The following is a 26328-nucleotide window of genomic DNA, read 5'->3' on the forward strand; positions in this document are numbered from 1 at the left end:
ATTGAAGGGCAGAAACTGGATACCTGTGCGCTGGTAAATGGCGGCTCTACCCAGCTCATTGATCGCTTGCGCCATCAATCCATCGGTGCGCGAGTCACGATAACTGACCGTTTCGCCCACCCGATCGCCGTTGGCATCCAGCAGCACCAGATCCACGCCCCAGGTATCAATGCCGATGCTGTCCGGCACGATGCCCTCATCATCTAACTGCGCCAGCCCTGCGCGAATCGCCTGCTCCAGACTGTCGAGATCCCAGCAGTCATAACCGGTGCGACGAACACGCTGGTTGGCAAAACGGCACACTTCACGCAGGGTGATGCGCTGGTTAGCAGAGGTCCATTGTGCGAGCATCACGCGCCCGCTGGATGCGCCTAAATCAATGGCAACAATGTTACGCATACTCATGGCGTTTCTTCCTGTGATGAGATGGCTTTAGCGTATGAATACTGGCGCTTTGCCACCTTCCCCTTACTGCCAGCGCGTGATAGTCGATGGCAGGCTGGCAAAGATGATCGTGAGAAAGCTCACAGAACCGGGGAACAACAGAGTTGTGAGCTTTACCGCAATTCCATCAATCACTTGGCCGATCTTGAATAATTCGCCATTTTCCTGCGCTGTGCGGTTTAAATTTCAAGGTAAGGTGCACAGCGCCTGCGTAGACTCGGTTACAAAATTGTTAATCGAGAGGCGCATCATGACCGTTCTGCACAGTGCTGATTTCTTTCCGGAAGGAAACTACGCGATTGCTATTGAGCCGCGCGTACCGCAGCAGGCCTTTCCCGAACATCATCATGATTTCCATGAAATCGTGCTGGTTGAGCAAGGTTCCGGTATTCACGTGTTTAACGGCCAGCCGCAGACCCTGTGCGCCGGTTGCGTGTGCTTTGTGCGCGATCACGATCGCCATTTGTATGAGCAGACCGAGAATTTGTGCCTGACTAATGTGCTTTATCGCAGCCCGGCAGCGTTTCGTTTTCTCTCTGGTTTACAGTCATTGCTGCCCGGCGATGAAAACGGTAACTATCTGTCGCACTGGCGTATCAATCACAAGGTGATGGCGCAGGCGCTGCAGATTGTGACGCAGATGAAACAGCAGGAGATCTGGTCGCTGGAGCGTCAGGCGCATCAGGAACAGCTCTTCTTGCAACTGCTGGTGCTGTTGCGCGAAGCCGGTCACAACGATCAGGCGCAGGATCAGGAAGCACGTCTGCATCGGTTGCTTGACTGGCTCAATGGGCACTACAGTGAAGATATTGAATGGGATGCACTGGCCGATCGCTTCTCGCTTTCGCTGCGCACCCTGCATCGTCAGATGAAGCAGCAAACCGGCAATACGCCGCAGCGCTACCTGAATCGTCTGCGCTTATTGCAGGCCCGGCATTTACTGCGCCATAGCGATATGCGCATAACGGACATCGCCTATCAGTGTGGATTTGGTGACAGCAACCATTTCTCCACGCTGTTTCGGCGGGAATTTGGCTGCGCGCCCCGAGCGGAGCGCCAGCAGATGATGTAACTGGAGTGGTTCCCATGTCGCTGATTTTGACGCGCGAAGACTATTTCCCGGCCACCAATCTGCCGATTGCGGTGGCCGAACGCATGCCTCAACCCTCCTTCCCCCCGCATCGTCATGAATTCAGTGAAATTGTGATCGTCTGGCGCGGCAACGGCTTGCACGTGCTTAACGATCGCCCGTGGTTGATTACCTGCGGCGATGTGTTCTATATCCGCGACAATGATTGCCACAGTTATGACAGCGTCAACGATTTGGCGCTGGATAACATTCTTTACTGCCGCGATCGCTTTCGTCTGAGTCTGGACTGGAGCCAGCTGCTGCCCCCACAGGACGATGATGCACCCAGCTGCTGGCGCTTAACCACGCGCGGCATGGCGCTGGCGCGTGGCGTGATCAGCCAGCTCGAGCGGGAGAGCCGTAAAAGCGATTCGTTGTCGATCCAGCTCTCTGAAGCGCTGTTCCTGCAGCTGGCGTTGATCTTGCGCCGGCATGGTTATGCCGCCGACCGTCCATGGGCGCTGCCGGAGGGTGAACAGCTTGATTTACTGATGTCTGCCTTACAGGGTGCACTGCACCGCCCATTCGACCTGGCCCATTTTTGCCAGCAAAATGAATTAAATGAGCGTGCACTGAAGCAGCTGTTTCGTCAGCAAACCGGCATGACGGTGGGACACTATTTGCGGCAGCTACAGCTGTGCCAGGCAAAATATTTGTTGCGCACCCAGGATTGTTTAATCAGTGAAGTGGCCGCGCGCTGCGGCTTTGATGATAGCAATTACTTCTCGGTGGTGTTTACGCGGGATACTGGTTTGACACCCAGTGCCTGGCGCCAGCGTTTTCTTCCTCAGCACGCCTCACTGAGCGATAAAATAAAAGCCTGACGCACCTTGCCGTGCGTCAGGCTTGTTCTAAAGCGGCCAATTCATTAGCCGTTGGCCATGCCCAATCCGACGATGTTGGCCGCAATGATGATCACCACACAACCCAGCGACAGCACGCGAACCGGACGCTGCCCCACCGCTTTCCACTCTTTTAGCACCAGACCCACCAAACCACCGCACAGTACATACAGGCTCATGTGCAGCATCCAGCTGACAAAGTCATATTGCGCAGGAATTTTCGCGTGGCCCCAGGCGTAGAAGAAGAACTGCAGATACCACATGGTGCCGCCCAGCACGGCGAAGGCCACGTTGGCGATCAGCATCGGTTTCGCCACTGAGAAATCACGGCGCACTGACAGTTCCGGTTTGATCGCCAGGCGGATAAAGCAGTAGGCCAGATTCACTAAGGCGCCGCCGCCCATGATCACCACATAGCTGGGTAAGGCCACGTACAGCGGATTGATACCCAGATTGGCTGCCGCTTCATGCATCGGTTTCGCCGCATCCATCGCGAAAGACATCCCGGCGGAGAAGATGCCACACAGTACCGCCAGCACCAGCCCTTTCTTCAGATTAAACTCTTCGGCATTGATGCCGAGTGCACGCTCTTTCAACAAACCGGCACGTGAAACGATCGCCACACCCACCAACGCCACCAGTACGCCTAACAACGTCATTCGTCCGCCCGGCGAGCTGAACAGCTCTACAAAGCGTCCCTGCAACAGCGGCGTCATCAAGGTGCCCACCACGAGGGTGATACCGATGGCAATACCAATGCCCATCGACATGCCGAGATAACGCATGGTCAGGCCATAGTTGATATTTCCGACGCCCCACATGGCACCAAACAGAAACACCGGCAGCAGCTGCGAGAAGCTAAAACTACCGTAATACGCCCAGAAGTTGGGCAGCAGCACCGCGCTAACCGCCCAGGGCAGAATCAGCCATGACATTACGCCACCGACTGACCACATTGTTTCCCATGACCACTTTTTTACCTGCTTAAACGGAGCATAAAAACATGCGGCACTGGCGGCACCCACCAGATGCCATAAAATACCGGCAAGAATGGCACTGTTCATTGTTATTCCTTCGTAAGGTTGAGGCCCACAGGAAACCGACAGTTTCCCGATTAGCAGCAGTCTACGGTGTGCAGCTTTTCATCAGCCTTTGGATGGCTGCCGGAAAGCGCGCGCTGCTGGCAAAATTCGGCGGGTCTTCAACATGAGGATCACAAAATTGCATTTGCGGGCATCAATCGGGCTGGTTTTTATAAGTCACTTATTATTGGGGATATTTTTTATTTTTGTTGTGTTGATCGACACAGTTTTTGACTGACTGCCAGCCTGCTGTTTAACATGGCATTCACGCAAAGCCGCCCGATGAGCTTTCCCCCACGTGGCGAATTCCGTATAACGTTGGAAAAATCATCGCAACGAAGGAATGAGATGAATAGCAAAAGGTTGACGCTGCTGTTGTCGCAGCCGGTGAGCCGCGTGATGCTGGATGATATCCGCTCCATTGTGCCGCCCCAGGCGTTAAACGTGTTCATTAATGGATTGGATGAAGAGCGTTACGCCACACTTGACTGCATCCAGAGCGAAGAGAACTGCGCCCTGCTGGCTTCGGCCATCGTGGTGTGGCGTCAACTCGGGCATGTTCACCGCATTCGGTATCAGAAAGGCGAACATCTGCGCGAGGTGGATGACGCCAGCCAATTCCAGCTGTTCAGTATGATGAAAACCCATCGCGCCATTGTTCAACTCGCTTAACGATCAGGATAATTATGAAAATCGGACTGCTCTTCCCTATTGCCATCATCATTGCTGGCGTCAGTTTCCTCGCCTGGTTTATCGCCAGCGGTGCGGCGGTGCCGGGCTCCTGATATTTTTGCTGAAAAGGATGATTAGCTAACACGCTGAATACGCGGCATTTCATCAGGAATGCTGCGTCTGTCGTACCGTTCTTCCCTTCTCTGCCATCTCGTCATCCGCTCTGGCACTGACAAAAAGGTGCTACACCTTGATCTGTTTCACTCTCGATTCACACCCTGATAACGAAACCGATCGCGGAGACCCTACAGATGACAACACACCATCAACATTACATTAATGGCGCGTTTGTAAACGATCAGAACGATAAATGGATTGAGGTCATCAATCCGGCGACTGAAGCGCTGCTGTCACGCGTGCCGCAAGGCACTCAGCAAGATGCAGCACAGGCAATTGCGGCCGCAGATACTGCACAACCCGGCTGGGAAGCGTTGCCCGCAGTAGAACGCGGCAACTGGTTGCGTAAAATTGCCGCCGGTATCCGCCAGCGTGAACCCGAATTGACGGCCACGATTGTGGCGGAAGGCGGTAAAACGCAGGGGCTGGCGCAAACTGAAGTGCTTTTCACCGCCGATTATCTGGATTACATGGCCGAATGGGCGCGTCGTTATGAAGGTGAAATCGTCAATAGCGATCGTCCAAATGAAAATATCTTTGTATTTAAGAAAGCCATCGGTGTCACCACCGGTATCCTGCCGTGGAATTTCCCCTTCTTCCTGATTGCGCGTAAAGCCGCTCCGGCGCTGATTACCGGCAACACTATTGCCATCAAACCCAGTGAGCTCACCCCTAACAACGCGGCGATTTTCGCGCAGATTGTGCATGAGATTGGCCTGCCGAAGGGCGTGATCAACTTTGTGTTTGGTTATGGTCCTGAAGTCGGTCAGGAGCTGGCGGCGAACCCGAAAGTCGGTTTGGTGAGCCTGACCGGCAGCGTCGGCGCGGGCATTGCCACCATGCAAGCCGCAGCGAAAAATGTCACCAAGGTGTCGCTGGAACTCGGCGGCAAAGCCCCCGCGATTGTCATGGATGATGCGGACCTGGATCTCGCTGTGAAGGCGATTGTCAGCTCACGCGTGATCAACACCGGACAGGTGTGCAATTGTGCGGAACGCGTGTATGTCCAGGAAGGCATTTATGATCGCTTTATCACCGCTCTGACTGCCGCAATGAAGCAGGTGAAGTTTGGCAATCCGGCCGAACAAACCGATATCGACATGGGCCCGCTGATCACCGCCGCCGCGCTGGAACGCGTGGAGCAGAAAGTGGCCAAAGCGGTGTCTGAAGGCGGAAAAGTAGTGCTGGGCGGCAAACGCGCCGGTGATAAAGGGTTCTACTTCGAACCGACGATTATTACCGGTGTGCGTCAGGAGATGGAGATCATGCGTGAAGAGATCTTTGGTCCGGTATTACCAGTGATGACCTTTAAAACCCTTGATGAAGCCGTCGCGCTGGCTAACGATTGTGAATATGGCCTGACCTCTTCGATCTACACGCAAAATCTGAACACGGCGATGATTGCGCTGCGTCAGTTGAAGTTTGGTGAGACCTACATCAATCGCGAGAACTTCGAGGCGATGCAAGGATTCCATGCGGGCTGGCGCAAATCGGGTATCGGTGGTGCAGATGGACGTCACGGACTGGAAGAGTATCTGCAAACCCACGTGGCGTATTTGCAGTTCTCCTGAGTGAAATACCTGGCTGAGTAGGTTACCAGCCAGGTATCGTTATGAGGTGAAGTCGTGCCATAACTGGCGCATTTCTTCAGGCTGCGCAATGGAATGCGCAGCTCCGGTATGTCTAAGCTCTTCGCTTTTAGATAAGGGGCAAAGCTAATCCGCTCAACCGCCTTTAAGCGATGCGCTTCTGGCTGCGCAGCAAAGCTAATCCACTCAGTACCGACATCGCCATCAGGTAATAGCCGGGCGCGAGGCTGGTGCCGGTGGCAGTGATCAGCAGCGTACAAATCAGCGGTGCAAAACCACCAAACACCGTCACCGCGACGTTATAGCTGATCGCCATCCCACTGGCGCGAGTACCAATTGGGAACAAGTCGGCCATCACCGACGGTACCGTCGAGAAATAGATTGATTTCAGCAACGCCATCCAGCACACCAGAATAATCAAGGTGGTCGGCGTGGTGTGATTCACCACCAGCTTAAACGCCGGATAGATAGTGATGATCAACAGGAGCAGCGAACCCCACATCAACGGCACGCGACCAACACGCTCCGCCAGTAAGCCCATCAGCGGCGTCACCACTGTCAGGATCACCCCGGCCAGCAAGGTCGCAGTGAACGCGGCGGAACCTGGCAGATGCAGGTTTTTGGTGGCGTAAGTTGGCACATAGTTGAGCATGTAGTTTACTGCGGTGGAGATCACCATCAGGCCAATCGCCAGCAGCATCAGCTCCTTCTGACGCCCGAACAGACGTTTCAGCGGAGCGGCTTCCGGCGCTTGCGCTTCAAAACTGGCAGGCTCATGCACATGGCGGCGGATATAGATCCCCAACGGACCAATCAGCAGACCGAAGGCAAACGGAATACGCCATCCCCAATCCTGAATCTGACTCTCCGTGAGGATCTGCGTCAACCCCAATCCAAACGCCGAGGCCAGCAGCGTACTCGCGCCTTGCGTGGCAAACTGCCAGCTGGCGATAAACGCCCTGCGCTCCGGGAAATGCTCGACCAGAAACGCCGTTGAGCTACCGAATTCGCCACCCGCTGAGAAGCCCTGTACCAAACGCGCCAGCAGAATCAGCAACGGCGCAATCAAACCAATAGTGCCATAGCTAGGCATAAAGGTGATCACCGCGCCGCCCAGCATCATCAGGTTAATCGACAGCAGCAGCGCCTTTTTACGCCCGTGGCGGTCGGCATAGTTACCCAGCACAATCGCGCCTAACGGACGAATCAGGAAGGAGACGCCGAAACTGCCAAAGGTCAACAGCAAAGAGACCGAGGGATCGCTGGTGGGGAAAAACGCATGGGCAATGTAGCTGGCAAAGAAGCCATACACAGCAATATCAAACCACTCCAGTGCATTACCAATACAGGTAGCAAACAGCGTTTTATGCAGATTCGGTTTGGTGCTGCTCAATGGGGCAGCCGTGTTAAGCGTACTCATGCAGCACCTCCTGCGTGCTGACGGTGTTTAGCCACCAGCTCGCTGCCCTGCTCGCCTAAATCCCACAGCAGTCGGGTCATAATTTGCAGACCTTCACGCGCAATCGACTTCAGCATATGTTCGTTGACGCCATGCTGACCGCAGGCCGGGTAGGAGTGCGGCACCCACAAGGTTGGCAGGCCGAGAATGTCTGAGAACACTTCGTTGGGCAGTGAACCGCCCAGATTCGGCAGCAGCGCCGGTTTTTTGCCGCTGGTCTCTGCCATGCTCGCCAGCACCCAATCCACCAGCGGATCGGTAGGATCGAGTCGCGTCGCCGGTGAGCCGCGCATAAACTCCACTTTTACGTAGCCAAAACCGTGCTGCGCCAGGTGCTCGCTAACATGCTGTGCCAGGTTTTCCCAATCGGTACCGACCACAAAGCGCAACTGGCACACCGCCGTGGCTTCACCGGGAATGGCATTCATCGGACGCGCAGGATTGCCGGTCAGGAACGCGAGGACTTCCAGTGTATTCCAGCCGTAGAGTCTTTCTGTCGGAGAAAGCGTCGGCTCGCCCCAGGTGGGATCAATCTCCGGATCACCTGGCATCCCCCCCACTTCGATGTCGCTGAGGATGTCGCGCACTTGCTGAGTGAGAGAGTCAGGTTTCAGCGCCTCAACCTGCAGCACGCCCCTTTCGTTCACCAGACAAGCAATGGCGTTGGCGAGTTGAGTACCCGGATTGGTCAATAAGCCGCCCCAGTTACCTGAGTGATAGGCGTTGTCACGCGCGGTGACGGTGAGACGGAAGTTGACCGCACCCCGGGAGCCAAGGAACAGGGTTGGGCGCACCGCATTGAGACGCGGGCCGTCAGAAGCGATAAACAGATCGGCTTTAAGCAGTTCAGCATGATGCTGGCACAGCTGAGCCAGACCCGGTGAGCTGATCTCCTCACCCATCTCAAACAGCATTTTGCAGTTGAATCCGAGTCGTCCACCACGCGCTTTAAACACCTGCTCCAGCGCAGCAAGGTTAACGCAGTGCTGGCCTTTGTTATCCGCGCTGCCGCGTGCGTACCAACGATCGCCTTCTTCCACCAACTGCCACGGCGATAGGCCTTCGCGCCAGTTTTCGTCATCGCCGAACACCACATCGCCATGGCCGTAGCTCAGCAAGGTCGGCAGTGACGGATCTTCGATGCGCACCGCCACCAGGAACGGGCGATGAGCGGCTTCAGGGTTATCGATAAAGTGCAGCGTAAACCCCAGTGCGATCAGCTGAGGGCCTATTTCATCCTGCAAGTAACGCTGTAATTCGTTGTCGCGATCCTGGCGCTGGCTTTCGGTGCGCTGTGCCACGCGTCGGGCCAGTGTTTCCTGAAATTCCCCGCTGTCGAACCAGGCGGTGGCTTGTTGTACCGCTTCTTGAGCTGTCATGTTTGCATGTCTTTTATTGGTATTTTGGTTTTGTCATCTTTGCGGAAACCTTGCTTTGCCACAATTATCAATTTATCGAGTATGATTTGCTTTTTTGGCAAAGCTCCGCTGCCCGATTTCGAGGCATGCACCAGCATGAGGCATTCGCATGATAAGCAACGAGATCCGCTATTTTCTGGCTGTCGCCAATACCGGTTCGCTTAGCGCGGCCAGTGAACAGCTGTTTGTGGCGGTGTCGGCCATCAGCAGGCAAATTCAGCGGCTAGAAAATCAGGTCGGCGTACCGCTGTTCGATCGCCATGCGCGCGGTATGGTGCTGAATGAAGCCGGTGAAATTTACGCCCATCACGTGCGCAAAAATATTCTGGAGATGGAATACGCGCTGGCAGAAATCAAAGGATTAAAGGCCGTACGACGCACGCTGATTCGCGTGGCCTGTACCGATGGGTTGGCCTTTACGCTGCTGCCGCGCATGATTGCCGCCTTCCGTGAGGATAATCCCGGCGTGCTGTTTGATATCAAAGTGGCGAGTACGCAGGGTGTCGCCGAGTTATTGCGCAGTGGTGAATGCGATATGGCACTGCAATTCAGCCTGCACGCTGAACGCGGTGTGGAGGTGATCGGTTCCTGGCCAGCGCCGGTGCTGCTGGTGATGCATCAGAGCCATCCGCTGGCTAGCGCAACACACGTGACCCTGAACGATGTCAGCCACTATCCGCTGGCGTTGCCGCAACAAAACACCACGGTGCGCCAGCTGTTTGAGCTGGCGAGCCATATGAGCGGCAATTTGATTGAACCGGTGATCACCTGCGATACCTTCTCAACGCTGTTCCACTTCTTGCTGCGTACACCGCTGGCCCTGACCATTTGCAGCGCCTTTACCGTGCTGCAAGAGGCGGAAACGCACGGCTTGATATTACGTTCTGTGGGAATTGATCAGTTGAGTCAGCGCAACCTGCAGCTACAGGCGCAATCAGGGCGACCTCGCAGTGCCGCCCTGAATGTGTTTATGACGTTTTTACTGCAGCAAATGAACGCGCTGGAAGAGCCGTTGCGTCAACGCTGGAAGCCATAATCGCCAGGATTTTGGCAATCTAGCGGGCCGCCTTTGGATTGCCCGCTGCCATCATCAATCCTTAATATCGACCGGATAGAAAATATGTTTGCCAAACGGATCGACGGTATATCCGCTCACCGTTTTGCGCACCGGCTCGAAAATTGTCGAATGGGCGATCATCACGGCAGGCACCTGGTCATGCATCATCTGCTGCGCTTCGCGATACAGGGTGACGCGCTTGTCATGGTTTTGCTCAGCACGCGCTTCGGTGATGATCTTCTCGAACGGCTGATAGCACCATTTGGAGGAGTTGGAGCCGCCATTGGCCGAGGTGCAGCTGTAGAGCGGGCCGAAGAAGTTATCCGGATCGCCAGTCGCCGTGGTCCAGCCCATCAGCGCCGCCTGATGCTCGCCGCCCTTCACGCGCTTCAGGTATTCACCCCACTCATAACTGACGATGTTGGCTTTAATGCCCACCTGCGCCCAATCGGCCTGAATCATCTCTGCCATTCGTCGCGCATTCGGGTTGTAAGGACGCTGTACCGGCATTGCCCACAGTGAGATTTCGGTGCCGGGTTTTATGCCCGCTTCCTGCAGCAACGCTTTGGCTTTCTGCGGATCATAATCGTAATCTTTCAGATCCTTGTCGGCGCTCCAGACATCCGGCGGCAGAATATTTTTCGCTACCGTGCCGGTGCCTTTGAAGATTGCGTCAATAATCGCCTGCTTATTAATCGCCATCGCCAGCGCCTGGCGGACTTTAACGTTATCCAACGGCGCTTTAGTGGTGTTGAACGACAGGAAACCGGTATTTAAACCCGATTTCTGTTCCAGCGTCAGGTCAGGATTGGTGCGCATTTTTTCCAGATCGGCCGGATTAGGGAACGGCATAATCTGGCACTCGTTTTTCTCCAGCTTGGCATAGCGTACTGAGGCATCTGGGGTGATGGAGAAGACGATGCGATCCAGTTTCGCTTTGCCCTGCCAGTAATCCGGGAAGGCTTTGTAGAGGATGCGGGAGTCTTTTTGATATTGCACCAGCTCAAATGGCCCGGTGCCGATCGGCTCCATGTCCACTTTTTCTGGCGTACCGGCCTTCAGCATCTGATCGGCATACTCCGCAGAGTGAATGGAGGCGAAGTACCAGGCCAAATCCGCGAGGAACGGCGCTTCCGCATGCGCCAGCGTGATGCGCACCGTATTGTCATCCACTTTCTCTATATTCTTGATCAGCTTCGCCAGTTCCAGGCTATCGAAATTGCTGTAGTTGCCACCGGAGACGTTGTGGTAGGGGTTTTTGGGATCCATCTGACGCATAAACGAGAAGATCACATCATCGGCATTCAGGTCGCGCGAGGGTTTAAACAGTTTGTTGCTTTGGAATTTAACCCCTTTGCGTAAGTGAAACGTGTATACCGTGCCGTCCGGGCTGATATCCCAGCTTTCAGCCAGGCTTGGCACCAGTTCTGTGGTGCCGGGCTTGAAGTCTACCAGGCGATTGAAAATCGGCACTGCGCTGGCATCCACACTGGTTCCCGAGGTGTACAGCTGTGGGTTGAAATTCTCAGGCGAACCTTCAGAACAGTAAACCAGCGTTTTTGCCGATACCCCGCCTGCTACCGCTAAACACAACGCGCTGAGTGTGAACTTTGCCATCATCTTTTTCATTGTGATCCTCGTTTTTGTTGACTTCCATGAGCCCGCATCGGTATGTATTGATAAATAACACGATTTATCCGATGTGTGTAATGCACATCGCGCAAAGCTAATAAGGAAATGTGATGACAGAACAACTCGCGCGCCAACTGACCCAACGTTTTTACCGTTATCTGGCGGTTTCCAGCCAGAGCGATGCCAAATCCACCACGCTGCCCAGCACCCCTTCACAACATGCGATGGCGGAGCTGCTGGCGCAGGAACTGCGTGAGCTTGGGCTGCAGGATATCGTCATCGATCAGCATGCCACGGTGACGGCAGTGAAACCGGGCAATCGGCCTGATGCACCGCGCATTGGCTTTATTACCCATATCGACACGGTTGACGTGGGTTTATCACCGGATATCCACCCGCAAACCCTGACGTTTAACGGCGATGATTTGTGTCTGAACGCGCAGCAAGATATTTGGCTGCGCGTAGCGGAACACCCGGAGATTGCGGCCTATCACGGTCAGGAGATCATCTTTAGCGATGGCACCAGCGTGCTCGGCGCCGACAACAAAGCGGCGGTGACGGTGGTCATGACGCTGATGGAAAACCTCAAAGGCGATCATGGCGACATTGTGGTGGCATTTGTGCCGGATGAAGAGATTGGATTGCGCGGCGCCAAAGCGCTGGATTTGGAGACACGCTTTAACGTTGATTTTGCCTGGACTATCGACTGCTGTGAGCTGGGCGAAGTGGTGTATGAGAACTTCAATGCGGCGGCGGCGGAACTGGTGTTTACCGGCGTGCCGGCGCATCCGATGTCCGGTAAAGGCGTGCTGGTGAATCCGCTCCTGATGGCGCACGACTTTATTTCACGTTTCGATCGCCTGGCCACGCCAGAACATACCGAAGGACGCGAAGGCTATATCTGGTTTAACGATATCAATGCCAACGCCAGCCGTGCGGTGTTGAAAGCCTCGATTCGCGACTTTGATTTACAAGGTTTCGATCAGAAAAAACAGCAGCTGGTGGAAGTGGCTGATGAGATTGCTGCGCTTTATCCCACCGGGCATGTTTCACTCACCATCAACGATACCTATAGCAACATCAGCAATGCGATTGGGGAAGATCGTCGCGCGGTTGATTTGATTTTTGCAGCACTCGAACAGGTGGGTGTGGAACCGAAAGTGATCCCTATGCGAGGTGGCACGGATGGTGCGGCCTTATCGGCAAAAGGATTGCTGACACCGAACTTCTTTACCGGTGCACACAATTTCCATTCACGCTTCGAGTTTTTGCCGGTGCCCTCGTTTGTGAAATCCTATCAGGTGGCCGAAGCGCTGTGTTATTTGGCGGCGAAATAAGCAAGAACTTTACCGGCAGATCTTAATGCTGTCAGAGGCACAGGGAGGGTCCGGCAACCGTTGGGAGGCAATGCCACCCACTTCGACGTAAACGAAAAAGGCTGCCATAGATGAACAATGGCAGCCTTAATTTAATCCGGTTTTAACGGCGCAGCGCGCCAGAGTGGCGCTTGATGTTATTTCGCTGCGGTCACATCAATGCCAGGGAAGAATTTCGCCGCCAGCTTGGTGATGGTGCCGTCAGCCTGCACTTTCGTGATAGCCGCATCCAGTTCACCTTTCAGCTTGGCATCACCCTTACGCAGGCCGAAACCGATACCGGAACCGAGGATGGTGTCATCTTCAACCGGCTTGCCAACAAAGGCGAAACCTTTGCCCTGTGGCTTATCGAGGAAACCAGACTGACCCGCAGCAGACATCACCAGCGTGCCATCAAGGCGGCCCGCCACCATGTCGTTATAAACCTGGTTCTGGTCCTGATAAGAGGTCACGGTCACGCCCTGCGGCTCCCAGTGCTTCTTAGCGTAAGTTTCCTGGATTGAACCCTGCAGCACGCCGATGTTTTTGCCTTTCAGTGACTCGGCCGTTGGCAGGACTTTCTCGCCCTGTTTCACGATCAGCATGGTCGGAATACGGTAGATGGGCTTGGTGAAATCGATGCTTTTGGCACGCGCTTCAGTGATGTTCATCGCCGAGTTGATCGCATCAAACTTTTTCGCCTGCAGTGCCGGGATCAGCGCATCAAAGCTGCTTTCCACCCACTTACAGTCGAATTTGCCAACTTCGCAAATCGCTTTACCCAGTTCGATATCAAAACCTTCCAGCTCGCCCTGTGCGTTGCGGCTTTCAAACGGCGGATATTGGGATTCCAGACCGTAGCGTAAGGTTTCCTGTGCCAGTGCGTGTGCAGAAGTCAGCATACCCAGCGCCACAAACAGTGCGTTTAACTTTTTCATTATTCTTCCCCTAATTACCCTTTAACCCGGCACAGCGCTTCCGCGCCAGCCTGCAGTGTTGCGTCGTCTTTCGCGAATGACAGGCGAATTAATTTATTGTCAGTGCCGTCCATATAAAACGCCGACAACGGAATGGTGGCCACACCGTGATCGACGATGAGACGTTTTACCATTTCACTGTCGCTTTCGTCACTGAAATGTCCGTAACTGGCCAACATAAAGAAGGAACCTGCGCTTGGCAGCAACTTAAACGGCGAATCTTGCATCAATGACAGCAGGCGATCGCGTTTTTCCTGATAGAACGGTGACAGCTGCAGATAGTTTTGCGGATTCTGCAGATAGTGCGCAAAACCCACCTGCATTGGCGTATCGGCGGCGTACATCATGAACTGATGCACCTTCACAATTTCTTCCATCAACGCGGCCGGTGCCAGCGCATAACCGACGCGCCAGCCGGTGACGTGGAAGGTTTTGCCGAATGAAGACACGATCACGCTGCGCTGTGCCAGTTCCGGATGGGTTGCCATGCCGCAGTGGGCTCGGCCATCAAACAGGATGTGTTCGTACACTTCGTCGGACAGCACCACGATATCCGTGTTGCGGGTTAAGGCTGCCAGCTGCTCCAAATCGGCTGGCGTCAGCACCTGCGCACTTGGGTTGTGCGGGGTGTTGATGATGATCATGCGGGTGCGCGGCGTGATGGTGGCGCGCAGTTCATCCCAGTTGATCGCAAAATCCGGCACCTGTAACTTCAGGCCAATCGGGGTTGCACCTTGTAAACGCACCACCGGCGCATAGCTGTCGAACGCCGGTTCAAAGAAGATCACCTCATCACCAGGATGCACCAGCGCCGAAATCGCCATGTAAATACCCTGGCTGGCGCTGCCGGTGATCAGCACTTCGCTGCCCGCATCATAGCGCTGGCCATAAAGGGTCTCGACTTTTTCAGCCAGCGCTTCACGTAGCGCCGGTAAACCGGTCAGAGAGGCATATTGGTTATGACCTTCGCGCATGGCTTTACTGACCAGCTCCACCAGATGCGGATCGCACGGGAAGTTCGGCGCACCTTGCGACAGGTTGATGGCTTTATGTTGTGCTGACAGCAGGCCGATGACGCTGAAAATCGTCGTGCCGACATCGGGCTGTTTGGAAGAGATGTTAACACTGCTATTCAAGGTCATCGTTGCTCCACAAGGTTGCATAACCACGTAAGGAAAGTAGATTTCTATTCAACGGTGAGACGCTTGAGTCGACAAGCGAATTGTTGTCATAATAGCCATGATTAAAAATCATAGCTTGAGGTCGTTATGTCCCGCTCCGCCCTGCCGTTGAATGCCATCCATGCTTTTCTGGTCACCGCACGCCATCTTAACCTGACGCGCGCCGCCAGCGAATTATGCATTACGCAGGGTGCGGTGAGCCGTAAAATCGCCACGCTGGAAAGCTGGCTGGGATTTCCCTTGTTTGCACGCCATGCGCGTGGTCTGCATCTTACCGAGCAAGGCGCGGCGCTGTTGCCCGAACTGCAACAAGGTTATGCCATGCTGGTGAATGCCACCGAGAAAGCCAGCCGCAGCAATGCCTCAATTCGCCTGAAAGCGCCCACCTGTGCCATGCGCTGGCTGGTGCCACGTTTGGTGGCGCTGGAGCAACAGCGGCCGGAAATCCATGTGGCACTGACCACCACGCTGGACCACGCTTCACAGCTGGAAAATTATGATGCGGCGATTGTGTTTGGCACGCCGCCTGCCGGTTCCATTCGTTTATTTGATGAGCGACTGACACCGGTCCTGGGCAGCAACATCACGCCACCCGTGGGCATCAGCGATTTGGCGAGGTTTACTTTTTTGCATCCCACCAATGATTCCCGCGACTGGCAAATGTGGCTGGCGGATCAAGCGGCCACTGTGCCGATGGCACGCAATCAGCACTTTGCTACTATGGATCTGGCCATCAGCGCGGCGATTCAGGGCTTTGGTGCAACGGTGGCGGATGTGACACTGGTGCAAAATGATTTGGCGAATGGTCGGTTAATTGCCCCGTTTGCCAACACGGTGGCAACCGGGGCCGCTTACAGCCTGCTACAGCGAGCAGAGCAGGATGCGCCACCGTTCCTGCCGGACCTGGTGGCGTGGTTGTGTCAGCCTCAGAATGAAACCCACTCATCGGCGCTGGCTGACTTCGATTGAGCGACAGGCGTACTGGTTAACAGCGGACGGCGCAGAACGGTGCTGGCTGGTGCGGCCTGAGCTTTACCTAACGGCGCACTGTCCGACAGACGGAATTTCGCGACAGAAGCCTGCAACTCTTCCGTTTGACGCTCCAGCGCACTTGCCGCCGCAGAAACCTGCTCCACCAGCGAGGCGTTCTGCTGAGTCACGCTGTCCATTTCCGTGACGGCGGTGCCAACTTGCGAAATGCCCTTGCTCTGCTCTTCGGAGGCGGCCGCGATGTGCTTCATGATCTCATTCACATCCTGCACCGACTTCAGAATATCGTTCATGGTGCTGCCTGCGCTGCTGACCAACGCAGAGCCCTTATCCACGCGCTGGACGGAATCTTCAATCAGCGTGGCGATCTCTTTCGCCGCCCCGGCACTGCGCTGTGCCAGATTACGCACTTCACTGGCCACGACCGCAAAACCACGGCCTTGTTCGCCCGCACGCGCGGCTTCAACGGCGGCGTTAAGCGCCAGGATGTTGGTCTGGAAAGCAATGCTGTTGATCACGTTGGTAATCTCAGCAATTTTCTTCGAACTGCCGGAAATGCCCTGCATGGTGGTGACCACTTCCCCTACCAGACGGCCGCCCTGCTGCGCGGTGCCGGTAGCCGTTTCTGCCAGTGAACTGGCCTGACGGGCGTTGTCGGCGTTGAATTTCACCGTTGCCGTGAGCTGCTCCATGCTGGCCGCCGTTTGCTCCAGCGCGGCCGCTTGCTCTTCGGTACGGGATGAGAGATCGTTGTTACCGGATGAGATTTCTGCCGCGCCGCGATAGATATTCTCGGTTCCGCTGCGAATGGCGCTCACGGCTTCACGCAGGCTGTCCTGCATCGCACGCAGCAGCGGCACCAGTTTGCCGACACAGTTGCGGCCGAAATCTTCCACGGGCTGACTAAGATCGCCTTGGGCAATCACTGCAAAATGGTTACGTACGCGCTCCAGCGGTTTCACCAGCATCGCTACCAGATAACGGTCGGTGAACAGCAAAATCACCAGACCGAACACCACAGCAACTAAAATAATCACCTTAGTAATGTTAGTGAGCTTATCAACGGTGACACGGGTTTCATCCAGCTTAATGCCTGCGGCTTTGTTAAACGCCTCCGCGCTGGTGCCAAAGGCGCGGCTCAGGGCGGGCGTCACGTTATTAGCCTGTGTGCGGTAAGCTTCAACAGTGCTCTGCTGTGCCAGCGACACCTGCGGCGCAATCCCCTCATCCAGCAATTTCTGCCAGCTGGCGATAACGCTGTTAACCGTTTCAATGTCCATCGGGCCGGGTGCCATCGCTTTGAATTGCACCAGCTGCGCTTTCATACTCTCCAGCGCCTGTTGCACCGGTGCGAAGGCATCCGCGCTTACTGCCGCGCCCGATGCACGCCCTTCCATCACGCGGGATAGACGCGTCACCACACGAAAATATTGATCGTTGCCTTTACTCAGTACCGTCATCTGATTAACCAGCTCACGGTCTATCTCATTCCCTTCGCCTAGGGCATTGAGCGAGTGCACGCTAAATAATCCGACACCGCACCACAGCAGGCAGAACAGCCCGAGAATAGTCAGCATGACGGCGCGAATAGTGAAGTTTTTTAAGATTCTCATACATAATCCCTTGGTGTGAAACGCGTAGGAGGCCCGATAAAATCGGGCATATTGCGTTTATCGGCAGTGGATTGGGAAAATGTAACGGTTTAATAAGCTAATTAATTGCTGTCTGCTTAAGCCGGATAGGAAATGTTATTACTGATAATCAATGGATTAGCCGAAAATTTGCCTTATAAATTCATTTGCGCAATTTCACTATTAGCCTGCTCATCAAAGCTTAACGTGGCTGCGCATCATCAGACGGAACAAACGCAGCCGCCCACGCATAAAACGCGCCTTCAACACCGCTTGCGGTTTACCCTGATCACCGAGGGCTAATGTCAGGTCTTCACGGGGACGCCACACTGGCCAGTCGATTTTGCCCTGCAGCCGATAGCTAAACTCACTGGCATCCCGGGCGAAGGTCACCCAATAAGTACTGACCATGTCAGCGAAGCGCTTGTCTGCGGCAGTGTAATCCCGTTCAGGCAGCGGTTTCAGTGAGGTCAGCGTGTTGAATACATAGGGGATTTCGTTGCCGTGCCAGGTGCCATGTGGATAGAGGTCGCGGGCGTTTTCTGACACATAGTCGAACCAGTATCGCCAGGCAGGCATGCCAATACTGTGTTGAGACTGCGCCACCAGTAACGGGATCACGGTAAACGCCATGTCTCGCGCCACTGCCCGGCCCAGTAAGGTATCGTCGTGAATATCGTATAGCCATTTCATCAGGCCATAACTCAGGCGATTTTTGCGACGAATTTGTTGTAACACCGTTGCAGGATCAACACCAAAATAATCCAATACGCTGGCTTCATCACTGTTACTTCCCACCATCAACGGCACCCGATGCTGTTTACCGGCCATAAAGGTTTCGAGCATCGGTTTGGGGAGCACCGCATCACCGCTAATTGCCACCGGACCTAATCCCAGTGGACGTTGCAGCGGCCAGAATTGATCGGCAGGTAACTGACGAAGCTGTTCGGCAGAGGCGTGATCCGGCAGGCCAAAATGCGCTGCAACCTGTTTACCGATCTGTTGCGCCCTCCTGCGCGGCACATCCGGCAAGCTGTATGCACTCTGGACAATACCTTTGTGGAACAGCCCTTCAGCCAGCGGAGAACAGCACAAAGACAACACGCTGCGCGCGCCCGATGATTCGCCAAACAGTGTGATATTTTGGCGATCGCCGCCAAAGGCAGGAATATTGCGTTGAACCCATTGCAGCGCAGCGATTTGATCCAGCAAGGCAAAGTTATTTACCACCGCTTCTTGCGGGTATTCAGCATCCAGCGCCGGATGGGCGAAAAAGCCAAAATGGCCAAGACGATAATTGAGCGTGACCACGACGACGCCCTGCGCGGCTAAGGCTTTGCCACGATAGGGATCAAGACTACCCGCGCCGATGGTAAAGCCTCCGCCGTGCAGCCACACCATCACCGGCAAGGGACGGGAGGGCTCAACGTCTGGGGTCCAGATATTCAGGTACAAACAATCCTCATTGAACCGGCCCGGATCGCCGCCACCCACTGCCACGCAATAATCCCGGTTTTGCCAGCTGGCATCACCCCATTGCGTGGCCTCACGTACTTCTTGCCAGTGTGCAACCGGCTGTGGCGGACGCCAGCGCAGTGCGCCCACAGGTGGCGCGGCGTAAGGTATTCCCTTGAAGACAAAAAGATCATCGTCAATCAGGCCTCTGAGTTCACCCTCTGCGGTCATGATCCTCAGACGTCGTTCGTTTTTCATCTCGGGTTCCCAGATCAAGCTTGGTTCCATTATTTGCAGGCCTTGAGCGAATGTCCATGTTCTGAAAGCATTTGCAGATTAAGCCGAATATGCTTTCGATCCATTGAACATCTCCATCAAATTATTTGGCTAACCCTGGCATGGCGAATTGCATTAAGGTTACAAGTTAACCTGGCGAGACGGAGAAGCGCGATGTTTGGTGGTATCAACCAGATGTTCAATCGGATGAGCGATCACCCGGACTTCGGTAAACTGCTGTTACGTCTGACGTTTGGCGGCCTGCTGTTATTTCATGGCGAATTCAAGGTGATACATGGCGTCGACTGGATCGCTCATATGCTGGCCGTTAAAGGCATGCCAGGTTTCATCGCTTACGGTGCTTACATCGGGGAAATAGTGGCACCTGTCATGGTGATCATCGGTTTAATGACGCGCCCTGCGGCTTTCATTATTGCGGTGAACATGGTTGTTGCGACCTTGCTGGTAAAAATGGGCGCGGTCTGGCATCGCACAGATGTTGGCGCCTGGTCTCTGGAAACAGAGGCGCTTTATCTGCTGGGCGCACTCGCCATCATGTTCTTGGGTGCCGGGAAGTACACGCTGGTGCGTGATTCGCGCTTGCAATAAAAATCAAAAGAAATGAAGCCGGTCTGCTGAAGTGCTGATGCCACTTCACAGACCGGTTTTCTTATGCCCCTTTACGTATACCGCAACGAGCCAGACTGCGCTGCTGCATCTGCTGATACAACGCCATCTCATCCTGCACCGCTGCACCTAACGCGGCTTCAAAATCCGCCCGGCTGGCATTGCCCGCGCTACGTGCGTGCGTTTCGTCGCCTAAATTAGACTGAAATATCCCCGCTGCGCTCACTGGCAGAAAATCTTCATACACTATCGGTTCTGCCAGCACGCGCCCTTCAGCAAGCAGTTGAACCAGAGTTTCTCCCGTTTGCGGAGGATGCTGGGTGCCCTTAGCGGTCAAACGATAGCGGAACCACGCCAGTTCCTGTTCGCGCAAGGTATCTTCATCATCTGGGAAATCGCGAAACACCGCGCTCAGATGCTGTTGATGATGCTGGTTATCACTGCCGGTGCCCGCTTCCGCCAACAGACGGTCGTAGAGTGTGCGACCTTTGGGGGTTAGCGCCGCGCCGCGCTGCTCGATCTCGCCAAAGCGCGCAGTGTGTGTGCCGGGGGTGCCGTCATTAAAATGCACTGCCTCTTCCAGCGCTTTAAAGCTGGTTTGACGTAACAGGATCGGCACCTCGCGCCGTGGTGGCCCCTCAATGAGGGTTTTGGGATCGATACCGCGCGCGGGCATCAACGTTTGCACGCGGTCAATATCCAGCGTGCGCGGCGTCAGATGGTTGATGTGGCACCCCTGGAAGCACACTACATCGGCGATTAATCGATGTTGCTGACTCAGTGCGCGGTAGGTCACGCTGTCCACAGTGGTGTGGGCATGCCAGCGGAAGGTCTCCAGCGCCTCTTTGACAAAAAGCGCCGCGTCCGCAGCGTTTAAACCGCCCTGCTGTTGGTGTTGCGCGATCAATGCGCGGCAACCCGGCGTGAAAATATCGCGCGCGGCTAAAATCGCAGCGGCTTTTTCTCTCAACGCGGCGTCATCAATCAGTTCAAGCCGTAACAGAGAGGTAAATACGCGGAACGGATTACGGCGCAATGCGCTGTCGGTGACCGGACGGAACGCGGTGGAGTGAACCGGCACGCCCGCCTGGGAGAGATCGTAATATCCCACCGGTTCCATCCCCATCACCGCAAACATCTGGCGCAGTGTGCTGAGTTCTTCTGCCGTTCCCACACGAATCGCACCGTGACGTTCCACGCTGAGACGGTCCAGTTCATCGGCGGCAGCGAGGCGGTTTTTTAAAGCGGGTTGTGCTTCCAGCGTACGTTCATTCACGGCCGTGACCAGTTGCGTCAGGGTGCCATATTGCGGCACTTCCTGCTGATACATACTGGACATCGCTTGTGAGAACAGCGTGCGAATCGCATCGCTGGTGAGAAAGTTTTCCATGGTCATCACCTCGGCGTTAAGGGTTGTTGCTAATGTAGATCAACCCTTTATCGCCGTGGAGGAATTTCGTGGAACTGTGATCGCCCTGTCACTCAGCCCGGTCTGACGGGTCACCAAAGCGACATTTCAGGGCCAGCATGATGGTGGTGAGCACCGCTGGAATCGCCAGCAACAGGAAGATTTGGCTGAACGACCACCCGAGCGAAAGAAGCTCTGCGCCGACAAAAGCACTCATAATCGCACCGACACGACCCACACCGTGCATCCAGCTGGAACCGGTCGCACGCGCGTGCGTAGGGTAATAGCTGGCGGACAGCGCATTCATGCCGGTATTGGCGCCGTTAAAGCAGAAGCCGCTAAAGAAGGCGATGGCACTCATTAATCCCACTTCCGCCGGGGAGAAGCCGAGCGCGACAATCGCAATGCCGCCACAGAAGTAGATCACCGCCAGCGCGATATTGGCATTAATGCGATCCATCAGCCAGCCCGCAAACAGCGAACCTACCGTGCCGCCCGCCTGGTACATCGCCGTGACGATAGCCGCTTCCGTCACCGACATTCCCAGCGTGTTGATCAGCGAGGGCATCCAGCTGCCAATCAGATAGACGAGGAACAGCCCCATAAAGTAGCCGCCCCATAACATCAGGCTGCCGAAGAGATATCGCCGGGACACCACCGTCGCCACTGCGCCACGCCGCACGACAACCTGTTCAGTGGACTGGTAATGGCTGTTCGGCTCAACGACGCCAGGCAGCATGCGATCCAAAATGGCATGTATACGTGCAGCAGGTGCGCGACGGCTAATCAGGAAGCGCACGGATTCCGGTAAGCCGCGCAGCAGGAAAGGCAAAACAATCAGCGGCAAGACGCCACCCATCAACATCACGGAGTGCCAGTCATAGCGAGGCAACAGCCAGGAAGCTGCAAATCCGCCCGATGCGGCACCAAAGGTGAAACCGCAGAACACCACGGTGATAATGAATGAACGTCGACGCTCTGGTGCATACTCTGCTACCAGCGTTCCAACGTTTGGCATGGCTGCACCGAGGCCAAGCCCGGTGAGAAAACGGAATAACATCATTTGATCGATGTTTTGCGCCATGGCGGTGGCCAGCGTCCACAAGCCAAAAAAACCCACGCTGAGCAGTATCATCACACGCCGCCCGTAGCGATCGGCCAATGGCCCTGCCACCATGGCACCTAAGGCCAGGCCAATCAGCGCAGCGCTGATCACCATGCCAAGCTGATGATTAGTGACGCCCCAACTGACTTTCAATGTAGGAGCGATAAAGCCCATCAGCGCGATGTCCATGCCATCCAGCGCAACAACGATGAAGCACAGCGCAATCAGGCGTTTTTGCCAACGGCTAAGCGCACTCTGATTAATCAGCTGGCGAACATCTACGGCTTCAACGGTGGTCACGGATCAACTCCTGCACATTCATCGTTTAATCATCAGTTTTGGTAAAAAAAACGGCGCTAATGATAGCTCATCGTTAACAATAACGGGCAGGATTTTTAGGTGTAAGTGAGAATTATTCAAATTATGCGAGATTAAGCGCTTGATATTGCAATAGGTGATAATTTTGCATTGGCGCTGATTTTTACTAATTCTAATTAAAACATCAGGTTAGCAATATCAGGGCTTTTGTTAATATAATTTTGCAGTGAAGTTAACATAATTCCAGTTTTCCCATTGCCGCCATCAGGTAAAAGTCATTATGTTTGAGGCTATGGACAAAAATTCCCTTTTCAATCAGCGCATTCGCTTGCGCCATTTACACACCTTTGTTGCGGTCGCGCAGCAAGGCACGCTGGGGCGCGCGGCAGAGACACTCAATCTCAGCCAGCCTGCGCTCTCAAAAACCCTGAATGAGCTGGAAGAACTGGCTGGCGCGCGTCTGTTTGAACGTGGTCGTCTCGGTGCCCAGTTAACGACGCTCGGCGAGCAATTTCTTGTCCATGCGGTAAAAGTGCTGGATGCGCTTAACCATGCAGGCCAAAGCTTTAACGCCCCACAACCCGGCCGACCGGTCGTGATTCGCCTCGGCGCGCTCACCACAGCGGCAATGGGTATGCTGCCACAGATTCTCGATCGCTTTCACGAGCAACAACCGAACACCACGGTACAAGTGGCGACATTACATAATAATGTTCTGCTGGCCGGGTTGCGCGCGGGTGAGTTTGATATTGGCATTGGGCGCATGGCCGACAGTGAAATGATGGCGGGTCTGAGTTATGAATTGCTATTCCTTGAGTCGCTTAAACTGGTGGTACGTCCGGAACACCCGCTCCTCAGTGACAACGTCACGTTATCGCGCGCGATGCAGTGGCCGGTGGTGATATCGCCGGAGGGCACCGCCCCGCGTCGTATCGCTCAACATATGCTGGACGAGCAAGGTTGTGCGCTTCCCGCTAATTGTGTTGAAACCTCATCCACTTCGCTGGCGCGTCAGTTGGCCCTGCGTTATGACTATGTGTGGTTTGTCCCCTCAGGCGCCATCAAGGAAGACCTTAGCCACAATGCCGTTATTGCACTGCCGATTAACTCCCCTGGGCCGGGAGAGCCGGTGGGGATTATCACCCGCAGCGGCAGTCATCTCAGCCTGAGTGCCGAAGTGTTGCTGGCGACCATTCGCAAATTTCACACCTGATTAGCGACTGCGTTTGGCGTGGCGCTCACGATTATCCAGCCGCGCCTGATCCGTTTTTCTTAAACTGACATACAGTGCCCCGGCACCTCCGTGCTGGGGCTGCGCCACGCAAAAGCTTTGCACCTCGTCAAACTGCGTCAGCCAGCGTGCCAGATAACTGCGTACGATATTGGCATGGGCTTCATCATCACGGCCTTTACCGTGGATAATCAGCAGATTGCGTAGCCCCTGCTTGCGTGCCTGCAGCATGAAACTGAACAATGACTTTCGACAGGTTTCTATCGGCTGACGCAGCAGGTTCAGGCTGGCGTCCAGGGAATATTTCCCCAGCCGCAACTTGTCCAACACACCTTGTTGAATCCCTTCTGTTTTGTATTCCAGCGGTGTCGTCAGCGGGATGATGTCAAGAAAGCCCCGCGTGAGGAAATTTTCCTGTTCGTCATTGGCTTGCGTCGGGCGCGGCGCTTTGGTCGAAGGGGAACGCAACCATTGGGTATTGGCACAATCTTTCAGTGGCGTCACATCGCCCATGGCATCCCGGAAAAGGTCTTCATCGTCTAGGTTCATGGTGTTTTCTCACGCCTGGTGGTTTGCTGAGCGCAAGTTGCCGCTCAAAAACAAAATAGTAGCAAAGGATTTTTGGCATCACATCTGTCACTTTTTGCGCTGAGACAAGTTATGACCAGATGTAAATATGGCAACAAAACGTTCCAGTTCAAAAAATAATGTCAGGCAAACCTTGCGCAAACTCAGGTATACCCTACGTTAGTGGGGGTTTAAGGGGAATTACTGCTCGGATGAGTTCCCTTAACGCGTAAAAATGTTAAAATTGACGGCAGTCAATAATCATCGAGCGTACCTATATGATCCCGGAAAAACGCAGCATTCGACGTATTCAGTCTGGCGGTTGTGCCATTCACTGTCAGGATTGCAGTATCAGCCAGTTGTGTATCCCTTTCACACTGAACGAGCATGAGCTGGATCAGCTGGACAATATCATTGAGCGCAAAAAGCCGATTCAGAAAGGTCAGACGTTGTTCAAAGCCGGTGATGAACTGAAATCGCTTTACGCTATCCGCTCCGGCACCATCAAAAGCTATACCATTACTGAACAGGGTGACGAGCAGATTACCGGCTTCCATCTGGCAGGGGATTTAGTGGGCTTTGATGCGATTGTCGGCGCGCACCACCCGAGTTTTGCTCAGGCGCTGGAAACAGCGATGGTGTGTGAAATTCCTTTCGAAACTCTCGACGATCTCTCCGGTAAAATGCCGGCACTGCGCCAGCAGATGATGCGTCTGATGAGCGGTGAGATTAAAGGCGATCAGGATATGATCCTGCTGCTCTCCAAGAAAAACGCGGAAGAGCGTCTGGCGGCCTTTGTCTGGAATTTATCACGCCGCTTTGGTCAACGTGGCTTCTCACAACGCGAATTCCGCCTGACCATGACGCGTGGTGACATTGGTAACTACCTGGGACTAACCGTAGAAACCATTAGCCGTCTGCTGGGCCGCTTCCAGAAAAGTGGCATGCTGGCCGTTAAAGGCAAATATATCACTATCGAGAACCATGCGTTGCTGGCAGAACTGGCGGGTCAGACTGAACAAGCTGCGTGATTCTATGCCGGGTCGATAAATGTTAGTTTATTGATCCGGCAACAACTTTTCCCCTTCTGCCCTGCGCCAACTTAGGCTATCTTTAATCCAACTTGCTTTGGTTTGAGGAGATTGCCTTATGTCCCGGTACCAAAATATTCTGGTGGCGATTGACGCCCAACAGGACGATCAACCCGCGCTGCGTCGTGCAGTGTATCTGAATCAACGTATCGGCGGAAAAATCAAAGCTTTCCTGCCTATCTACGACTTCTCCTATGAAATGACCACCTTGCTGTCGCCTGATGAGCGATCCAACATGCGTAAAGGTGTGATCAGTCAGCGTACTGAATGGATTCGTCAACAGGCCCACGCCTATCTTGAGGCCGGTGTTGATATTGAAATTAAAGTGGTGTGGCATAACCGCCCTTATGAAGCGATCATTCAGGAAGTGATGGCGCATCAGCACGACCTGGTGCTGAAAATGGCCCATCAGCACGATCGCCTGGAAGCAGTGATTTTTACCCCGACAGACTGGCATCTGTTACGCAAATGCCCCTGCCCGGTGTGGATGGTAAAAGATCAGCCGTGGCCGGAAGGTGGCAGAGCCGTTGTGGCGGTCAATCTGGCCAGTGAAGAGCCCCATCACGATGAATTAAACCAAAAGCTGATGCGTGAAACCGTGCTGCTGGCCGATAT

General features: G+C 54.5%; 24 protein-coding genes. 12 read left to right on the forward strand and 12 right to left on the reverse strand.

The features are described 5' to 3' along the window. Nucleotides 1–405: FGGY family carbohydrate kinase (locus H7A81_RS13685; protein ID WP_255478969.1), on the reverse strand; the 405-nt coding region annotated here is incomplete at its 3' end. A 289-nt stretch (nucleotides 406–694) separates the two neighbouring features. Here H7A81_RS13685 and rhaS point away from each other — a divergent pair. Continuing rightward, on the forward strand, nucleotides 695–1516 hold the full coding sequence (gene rhaS / locus H7A81_RS13690) for an HTH-type transcriptional activator RhaS (protein ID WP_182057773.1): 822 nt from the start codon (nucleotides 695–697) through the stop codon (nucleotides 1514–1516). Nucleotides 1517–1530: 14 nt separating this feature from the next. After that, nucleotides 1531–2397: an HTH-type transcriptional activator RhaR gene (gene rhaR / locus H7A81_RS13695; RefSeq protein ID WP_058962076.1), complete on the forward strand. Its 867-nt coding sequence runs from the start codon at nucleotides 1531–1533 to the stop codon at nucleotides 2395–2397. Between the two features lie 44 nt (nucleotides 2398–2441). Here rhaR and rhaT read toward each other — a convergent pair whose 3' ends face one another. Further along, entirely contained in the window at nucleotides 2442–3479 is a 1038-nt protein-coding gene (gene rhaT, locus H7A81_RS13700; protein WP_034831194.1) for an L-rhamnose/proton symporter RhaT, read from the reverse strand. Between the two features lie 366 nt (nucleotides 3480–3845). Between rhaT and H7A81_RS13705 the strand changes: the two genes are divergently transcribed. The 3 genes from H7A81_RS13705 (at nucleotide 3846) to aldA (ending at nucleotide 5917) form a co-directional block, all read left to right on the forward strand. Further along, entirely contained in the window at nucleotides 3846–4169 is a 324-nt protein-coding gene (locus tag H7A81_RS13705) for a hypothetical protein (RefSeq protein WP_182057774.1), read from the forward strand. Between the two features lie 14 nt (nucleotides 4170–4183). Continuing rightward, entirely contained in the window at nucleotides 4184–4282 is a 99-nt protein-coding gene (locus tag H7A81_RS13710) for a YoaK family small membrane protein (RefSeq protein WP_141399000.1), read from the forward strand. A 198-nt stretch (nucleotides 4283–4480) separates the two neighbouring features. Next, the gene (aldA, locus tag H7A81_RS13715) at nucleotides 4481–5917 is read left to right on the forward strand and encodes an aldehyde dehydrogenase (protein ID WP_166936685.1); all 1437 of its coding nucleotides are present in this window, start codon (nucleotides 4481–4483) and stop codon (nucleotides 5915–5917) included. Nucleotides 5918–6080: 163 nt separating this feature from the next. Here aldA and H7A81_RS13720 read toward each other — a convergent pair whose 3' ends face one another. Together H7A81_RS13720 and H7A81_RS13725 are read right to left on the reverse strand one after the other, a co-directional pair. Beyond that, entirely contained in the window at nucleotides 6081–7355 is a 1275-nt protein-coding gene (locus H7A81_RS13720) for an MFS transporter (RefSeq protein ID WP_182057775.1), read from the reverse strand. Beyond that, a complete protein-coding gene (locus H7A81_RS13725) occupies nucleotides 7352–8773 on the reverse strand; it encodes a M20 family metallopeptidase (protein ID WP_182057776.1) in 1422 nt (473 codons plus the stop codon). Before H7A81_RS13725 ends, H7A81_RS13720 begins: the two co-directional genes overlap by 4 nt. A 148-nt stretch (nucleotides 8774–8921) precedes the next feature. On the opposite strand from H7A81_RS13725, the gene H7A81_RS13730 reads away from it, so the two are divergent. Further along, nucleotides 8922–9848: a LysR family transcriptional regulator gene (locus H7A81_RS13730; protein ID WP_182057777.1), complete on the forward strand. Its 927-nt coding sequence runs from the start codon at nucleotides 8922–8924 to the stop codon at nucleotides 9846–9848. A gap of 54 nt (nucleotides 9849–9902) precedes the next feature. Here H7A81_RS13730 and H7A81_RS13735 read toward each other — a convergent pair whose 3' ends face one another. After that, on the reverse strand, nucleotides 9903–11498 hold the full coding sequence (locus H7A81_RS13735; RefSeq protein WP_182057778.1) for an ABC transporter substrate-binding protein: 1596 nt from the start codon (nucleotides 11496–11498) through the stop codon (nucleotides 9903–9905). A 113-nt stretch (nucleotides 11499–11611) separates the two neighbouring features. Between H7A81_RS13735 and pepT the strand changes: the two genes are divergently transcribed. Beyond that, complete coding sequence (gene pepT, locus H7A81_RS13740) at nucleotides 11612–12838, forward strand: peptidase T (protein ID WP_182057779.1); 1227 nt, start codon at nucleotides 11612–11614, stop codon at nucleotides 12836–12838. A gap of 176 nt (nucleotides 12839–13014) precedes the next feature. Here pepT and H7A81_RS13745 read toward each other — a convergent pair whose 3' ends face one another. Continuing rightward, nucleotides 13015–13794: a transporter substrate-binding domain-containing protein gene (locus H7A81_RS13745; protein ID WP_182057780.1), complete on the reverse strand. Its 780-nt coding sequence runs from the start codon at nucleotides 13792–13794 to the stop codon at nucleotides 13015–13017. A gap of 14 nt (nucleotides 13795–13808) precedes the next feature. Further along, nucleotides 13809–14975 carry a methionine aminotransferase gene (locus tag H7A81_RS13750; RefSeq protein ID WP_182057781.1) on the reverse strand — a complete coding sequence of 389 codons (1167 nt, stop codon included), beginning with the start codon at nucleotides 14973–14975 and terminating at the stop codon, nucleotides 13809–13811. 126 nt (nucleotides 14976–15101) lie between these two features. On the opposite strand from H7A81_RS13750, the gene H7A81_RS13755 reads away from it, so the two are divergent. Further along, on the forward strand, nucleotides 15102–15983 hold the full coding sequence (locus H7A81_RS13755) for a LysR substrate-binding domain-containing protein (RefSeq protein WP_182057782.1): 882 nt from the start codon (nucleotides 15102–15104) through the stop codon (nucleotides 15981–15983). Here the strand turns inward: H7A81_RS13755 and H7A81_RS13760 are convergent. Then, nucleotides 15941–17617 carry a methyl-accepting chemotaxis protein gene (locus H7A81_RS13760; RefSeq protein WP_182057783.1) on the reverse strand — a complete coding sequence of 559 codons (1677 nt, stop codon included), beginning with the start codon at nucleotides 17615–17617 and terminating at the stop codon, nucleotides 15941–15943. The genes H7A81_RS13755 and H7A81_RS13760 overlap by 43 nt on opposite strands. A gap of 213 nt (nucleotides 17618–17830) precedes the next feature. After that, a complete protein-coding gene (locus H7A81_RS13765) occupies nucleotides 17831–19348 on the reverse strand; it encodes a carboxylesterase/lipase family protein (protein ID WP_097117267.1) in 1518 nt (505 codons plus the stop codon). Nucleotides 19349–19540: 192 nt separating this feature from the next. Between H7A81_RS13765 and H7A81_RS13770 the strand changes: the two genes are divergently transcribed. Next, nucleotides 19541–19975, forward strand: coding sequence for a DoxX family protein (locus H7A81_RS13770; protein WP_182057784.1), 435 nt, complete (start codon nucleotides 19541–19543; stop codon nucleotides 19973–19975). Nucleotides 19976–20036: 61 nt separating this feature from the next. On the opposite strand, the gene H7A81_RS13775 is transcribed toward H7A81_RS13770, so the two are convergent. Together H7A81_RS13775 and H7A81_RS13780 are read right to left on the reverse strand one after the other, a co-directional pair. Further along, nucleotides 20037–21383, reverse strand: coding sequence for a VOC family protein (locus H7A81_RS13775; RefSeq protein ID WP_182057785.1), 1347 nt, complete (start codon nucleotides 21381–21383; stop codon nucleotides 20037–20039). Nucleotides 21384–21471: 88 nt separating this feature from the next. After that, nucleotides 21472–22806 carry an aromatic acid/H+ symport family MFS transporter gene (locus H7A81_RS13780; RefSeq protein WP_182057786.1) on the reverse strand — a complete coding sequence of 445 codons (1335 nt, stop codon included), beginning with the start codon at nucleotides 22804–22806 and terminating at the stop codon, nucleotides 21472–21474. 310 nt (nucleotides 22807–23116) lie between these two features. Between H7A81_RS13780 and H7A81_RS13785 the strand changes: the two genes are divergently transcribed. Next, on the forward strand, nucleotides 23117–24037 hold the full coding sequence (locus H7A81_RS13785; protein ID WP_034830936.1) for a LysR substrate-binding domain-containing protein: 921 nt from the start codon (nucleotides 23117–23119) through the stop codon (nucleotides 24035–24037). On the opposite strand, the gene smrA is transcribed toward H7A81_RS13785, so the two are convergent. Then, complete coding sequence (gene smrA / locus H7A81_RS13790) at nucleotides 24038–24604, reverse strand: DNA endonuclease SmrA (RefSeq protein ID WP_034830911.1); 567 nt, start codon at nucleotides 24602–24604, stop codon at nucleotides 24038–24040. It abuts the gene before it with no gap. A 296-nt stretch (nucleotides 24605–24900) separates the two neighbouring features. Between smrA and H7A81_RS13795 the strand changes: the two genes are divergently transcribed. Continuing rightward, nucleotides 24901–25653, forward strand: coding sequence for an FNR family transcription factor (locus tag H7A81_RS13795; RefSeq protein ID WP_034830913.1), 753 nt, complete (start codon nucleotides 24901–24903; stop codon nucleotides 25651–25653). Between the two features lie 118 nt (nucleotides 25654–25771). Further along, nucleotides 25772–26328, forward strand: a 557-nt coding sequence (gene uspE, locus H7A81_RS13800; RefSeq protein ID WP_182057787.1) for a universal stress protein UspE, incomplete at its 3' end; no start/stop codon positions are given.

Origin of the sequence: Pantoea sp. ME81 (assembly GCF_903970985.1) — a bacterium.
Taxonomy (GTDB): Bacteria; Pseudomonadota; Gammaproteobacteria; order Enterobacterales; family Enterobacteriaceae; genus Pantoea; species Pantoea communis.

Excerpts from the sequence above, each read along its gene's own strand:
- rhaS (WP_182057773.1), top strand. The coding sequence starts at position 695 with ATGACCGTTCTGCACAGTGCTGATTTCTTTCCGGAAGGAAACTACGCG.
- rhaR (WP_058962076.1), top strand. The coding sequence starts at position 1,531 with ATGTCGCTGATTTTGACGCGCGAAGACTATTTCCCGGCCACCAATCTG.
- rhaT (WP_034831194.1), bottom strand. The coding sequence starts at position 3,479 with ATGAACAGTGCCATTCTTGCCGGTATTTTATGGCATCTGGTGGGTGCC.
- H7A81_RS13705 (WP_182057774.1), top strand. The coding sequence starts at position 3,846 with ATGAATAGCAAAAGGTTGACGCTGCTGTTGTCGCAGCCGGTGAGCCGC.
- H7A81_RS13710 (WP_141399000.1), top strand. The coding sequence starts at position 4,184 with ATGAAAATCGGACTGCTCTTCCCTATTGCCATCATCATTGCTGGCGTC.
- aldA (WP_166936685.1), top strand. The coding sequence starts at position 4,481 with ATGACAACACACCATCAACATTACATTAATGGCGCGTTTGTAAACGAT.
- H7A81_RS13720 (WP_182057775.1), bottom strand. The coding sequence starts at position 7,355 with ATGAGTACGCTTAACACGGCTGCCCCATTGAGCAGCACCAAACCGAAT.
- H7A81_RS13725 (WP_182057776.1), bottom strand. The coding sequence starts at position 8,773 with ATGACAGCTCAAGAAGCGGTACAACAAGCCACCGCCTGGTTCGACAGC.
- H7A81_RS13730 (WP_182057777.1), top strand. The coding sequence starts at position 8,922 with ATGATAAGCAACGAGATCCGCTATTTTCTGGCTGTCGCCAATACCGGT.
- H7A81_RS13735 (WP_182057778.1), bottom strand. The coding sequence starts at position 11,498 with ATGAAAAAGATGATGGCAAAGTTCACACTCAGCGCGTTGTGTTTAGCG.
- pepT (WP_182057779.1), top strand. The coding sequence starts at position 11,612 with ATGACAGAACAACTCGCGCGCCAACTGACCCAACGTTTTTACCGTTAT.
- H7A81_RS13745 (WP_182057780.1), bottom strand. The coding sequence starts at position 13,794 with ATGAAAAAGTTAAACGCACTGTTTGTGGCGCTGGGTATGCTGACTTCT.
- H7A81_RS13750 (WP_182057781.1), bottom strand. The coding sequence starts at position 14,975 with ATGACCTTGAATAGCAGTGTTAACATCTCTTCCAAACAGCCCGATGTC.
- H7A81_RS13755 (WP_182057782.1), top strand. The coding sequence starts at position 15,102 with ATGTCCCGCTCCGCCCTGCCGTTGAATGCCATCCATGCTTTTCTGGTC.
- H7A81_RS13760 (WP_182057783.1), bottom strand. The coding sequence starts at position 17,617 with ATGAGAATCTTAAAAAACTTCACTATTCGCGCCGTCATGCTGACTATT.
- H7A81_RS13765 (WP_097117267.1), bottom strand. The coding sequence starts at position 19,348 with ATGAAAAACGAACGACGTCTGAGGATCATGACCGCAGAGGGTGAACTC.
- H7A81_RS13770 (WP_182057784.1), top strand. The coding sequence starts at position 19,541 with ATGTTTGGTGGTATCAACCAGATGTTCAATCGGATGAGCGATCACCCG.
- H7A81_RS13775 (WP_182057785.1), bottom strand. The coding sequence starts at position 21,383 with ATGGAAAACTTTCTCACCAGCGATGCGATTCGCACGCTGTTCTCACAA.
- H7A81_RS13785 (WP_034830936.1), top strand. The coding sequence starts at position 23,117 with ATGGACAAAAATTCCCTTTTCAATCAGCGCATTCGCTTGCGCCATTTA.
- smrA (WP_034830911.1), bottom strand. The coding sequence starts at position 24,604 with ATGAACCTAGACGATGAAGACCTTTTCCGGGATGCCATGGGCGATGTG.
- H7A81_RS13795 (WP_034830913.1), top strand. The coding sequence starts at position 24,901 with ATGATCCCGGAAAAACGCAGCATTCGACGTATTCAGTCTGGCGGTTGT.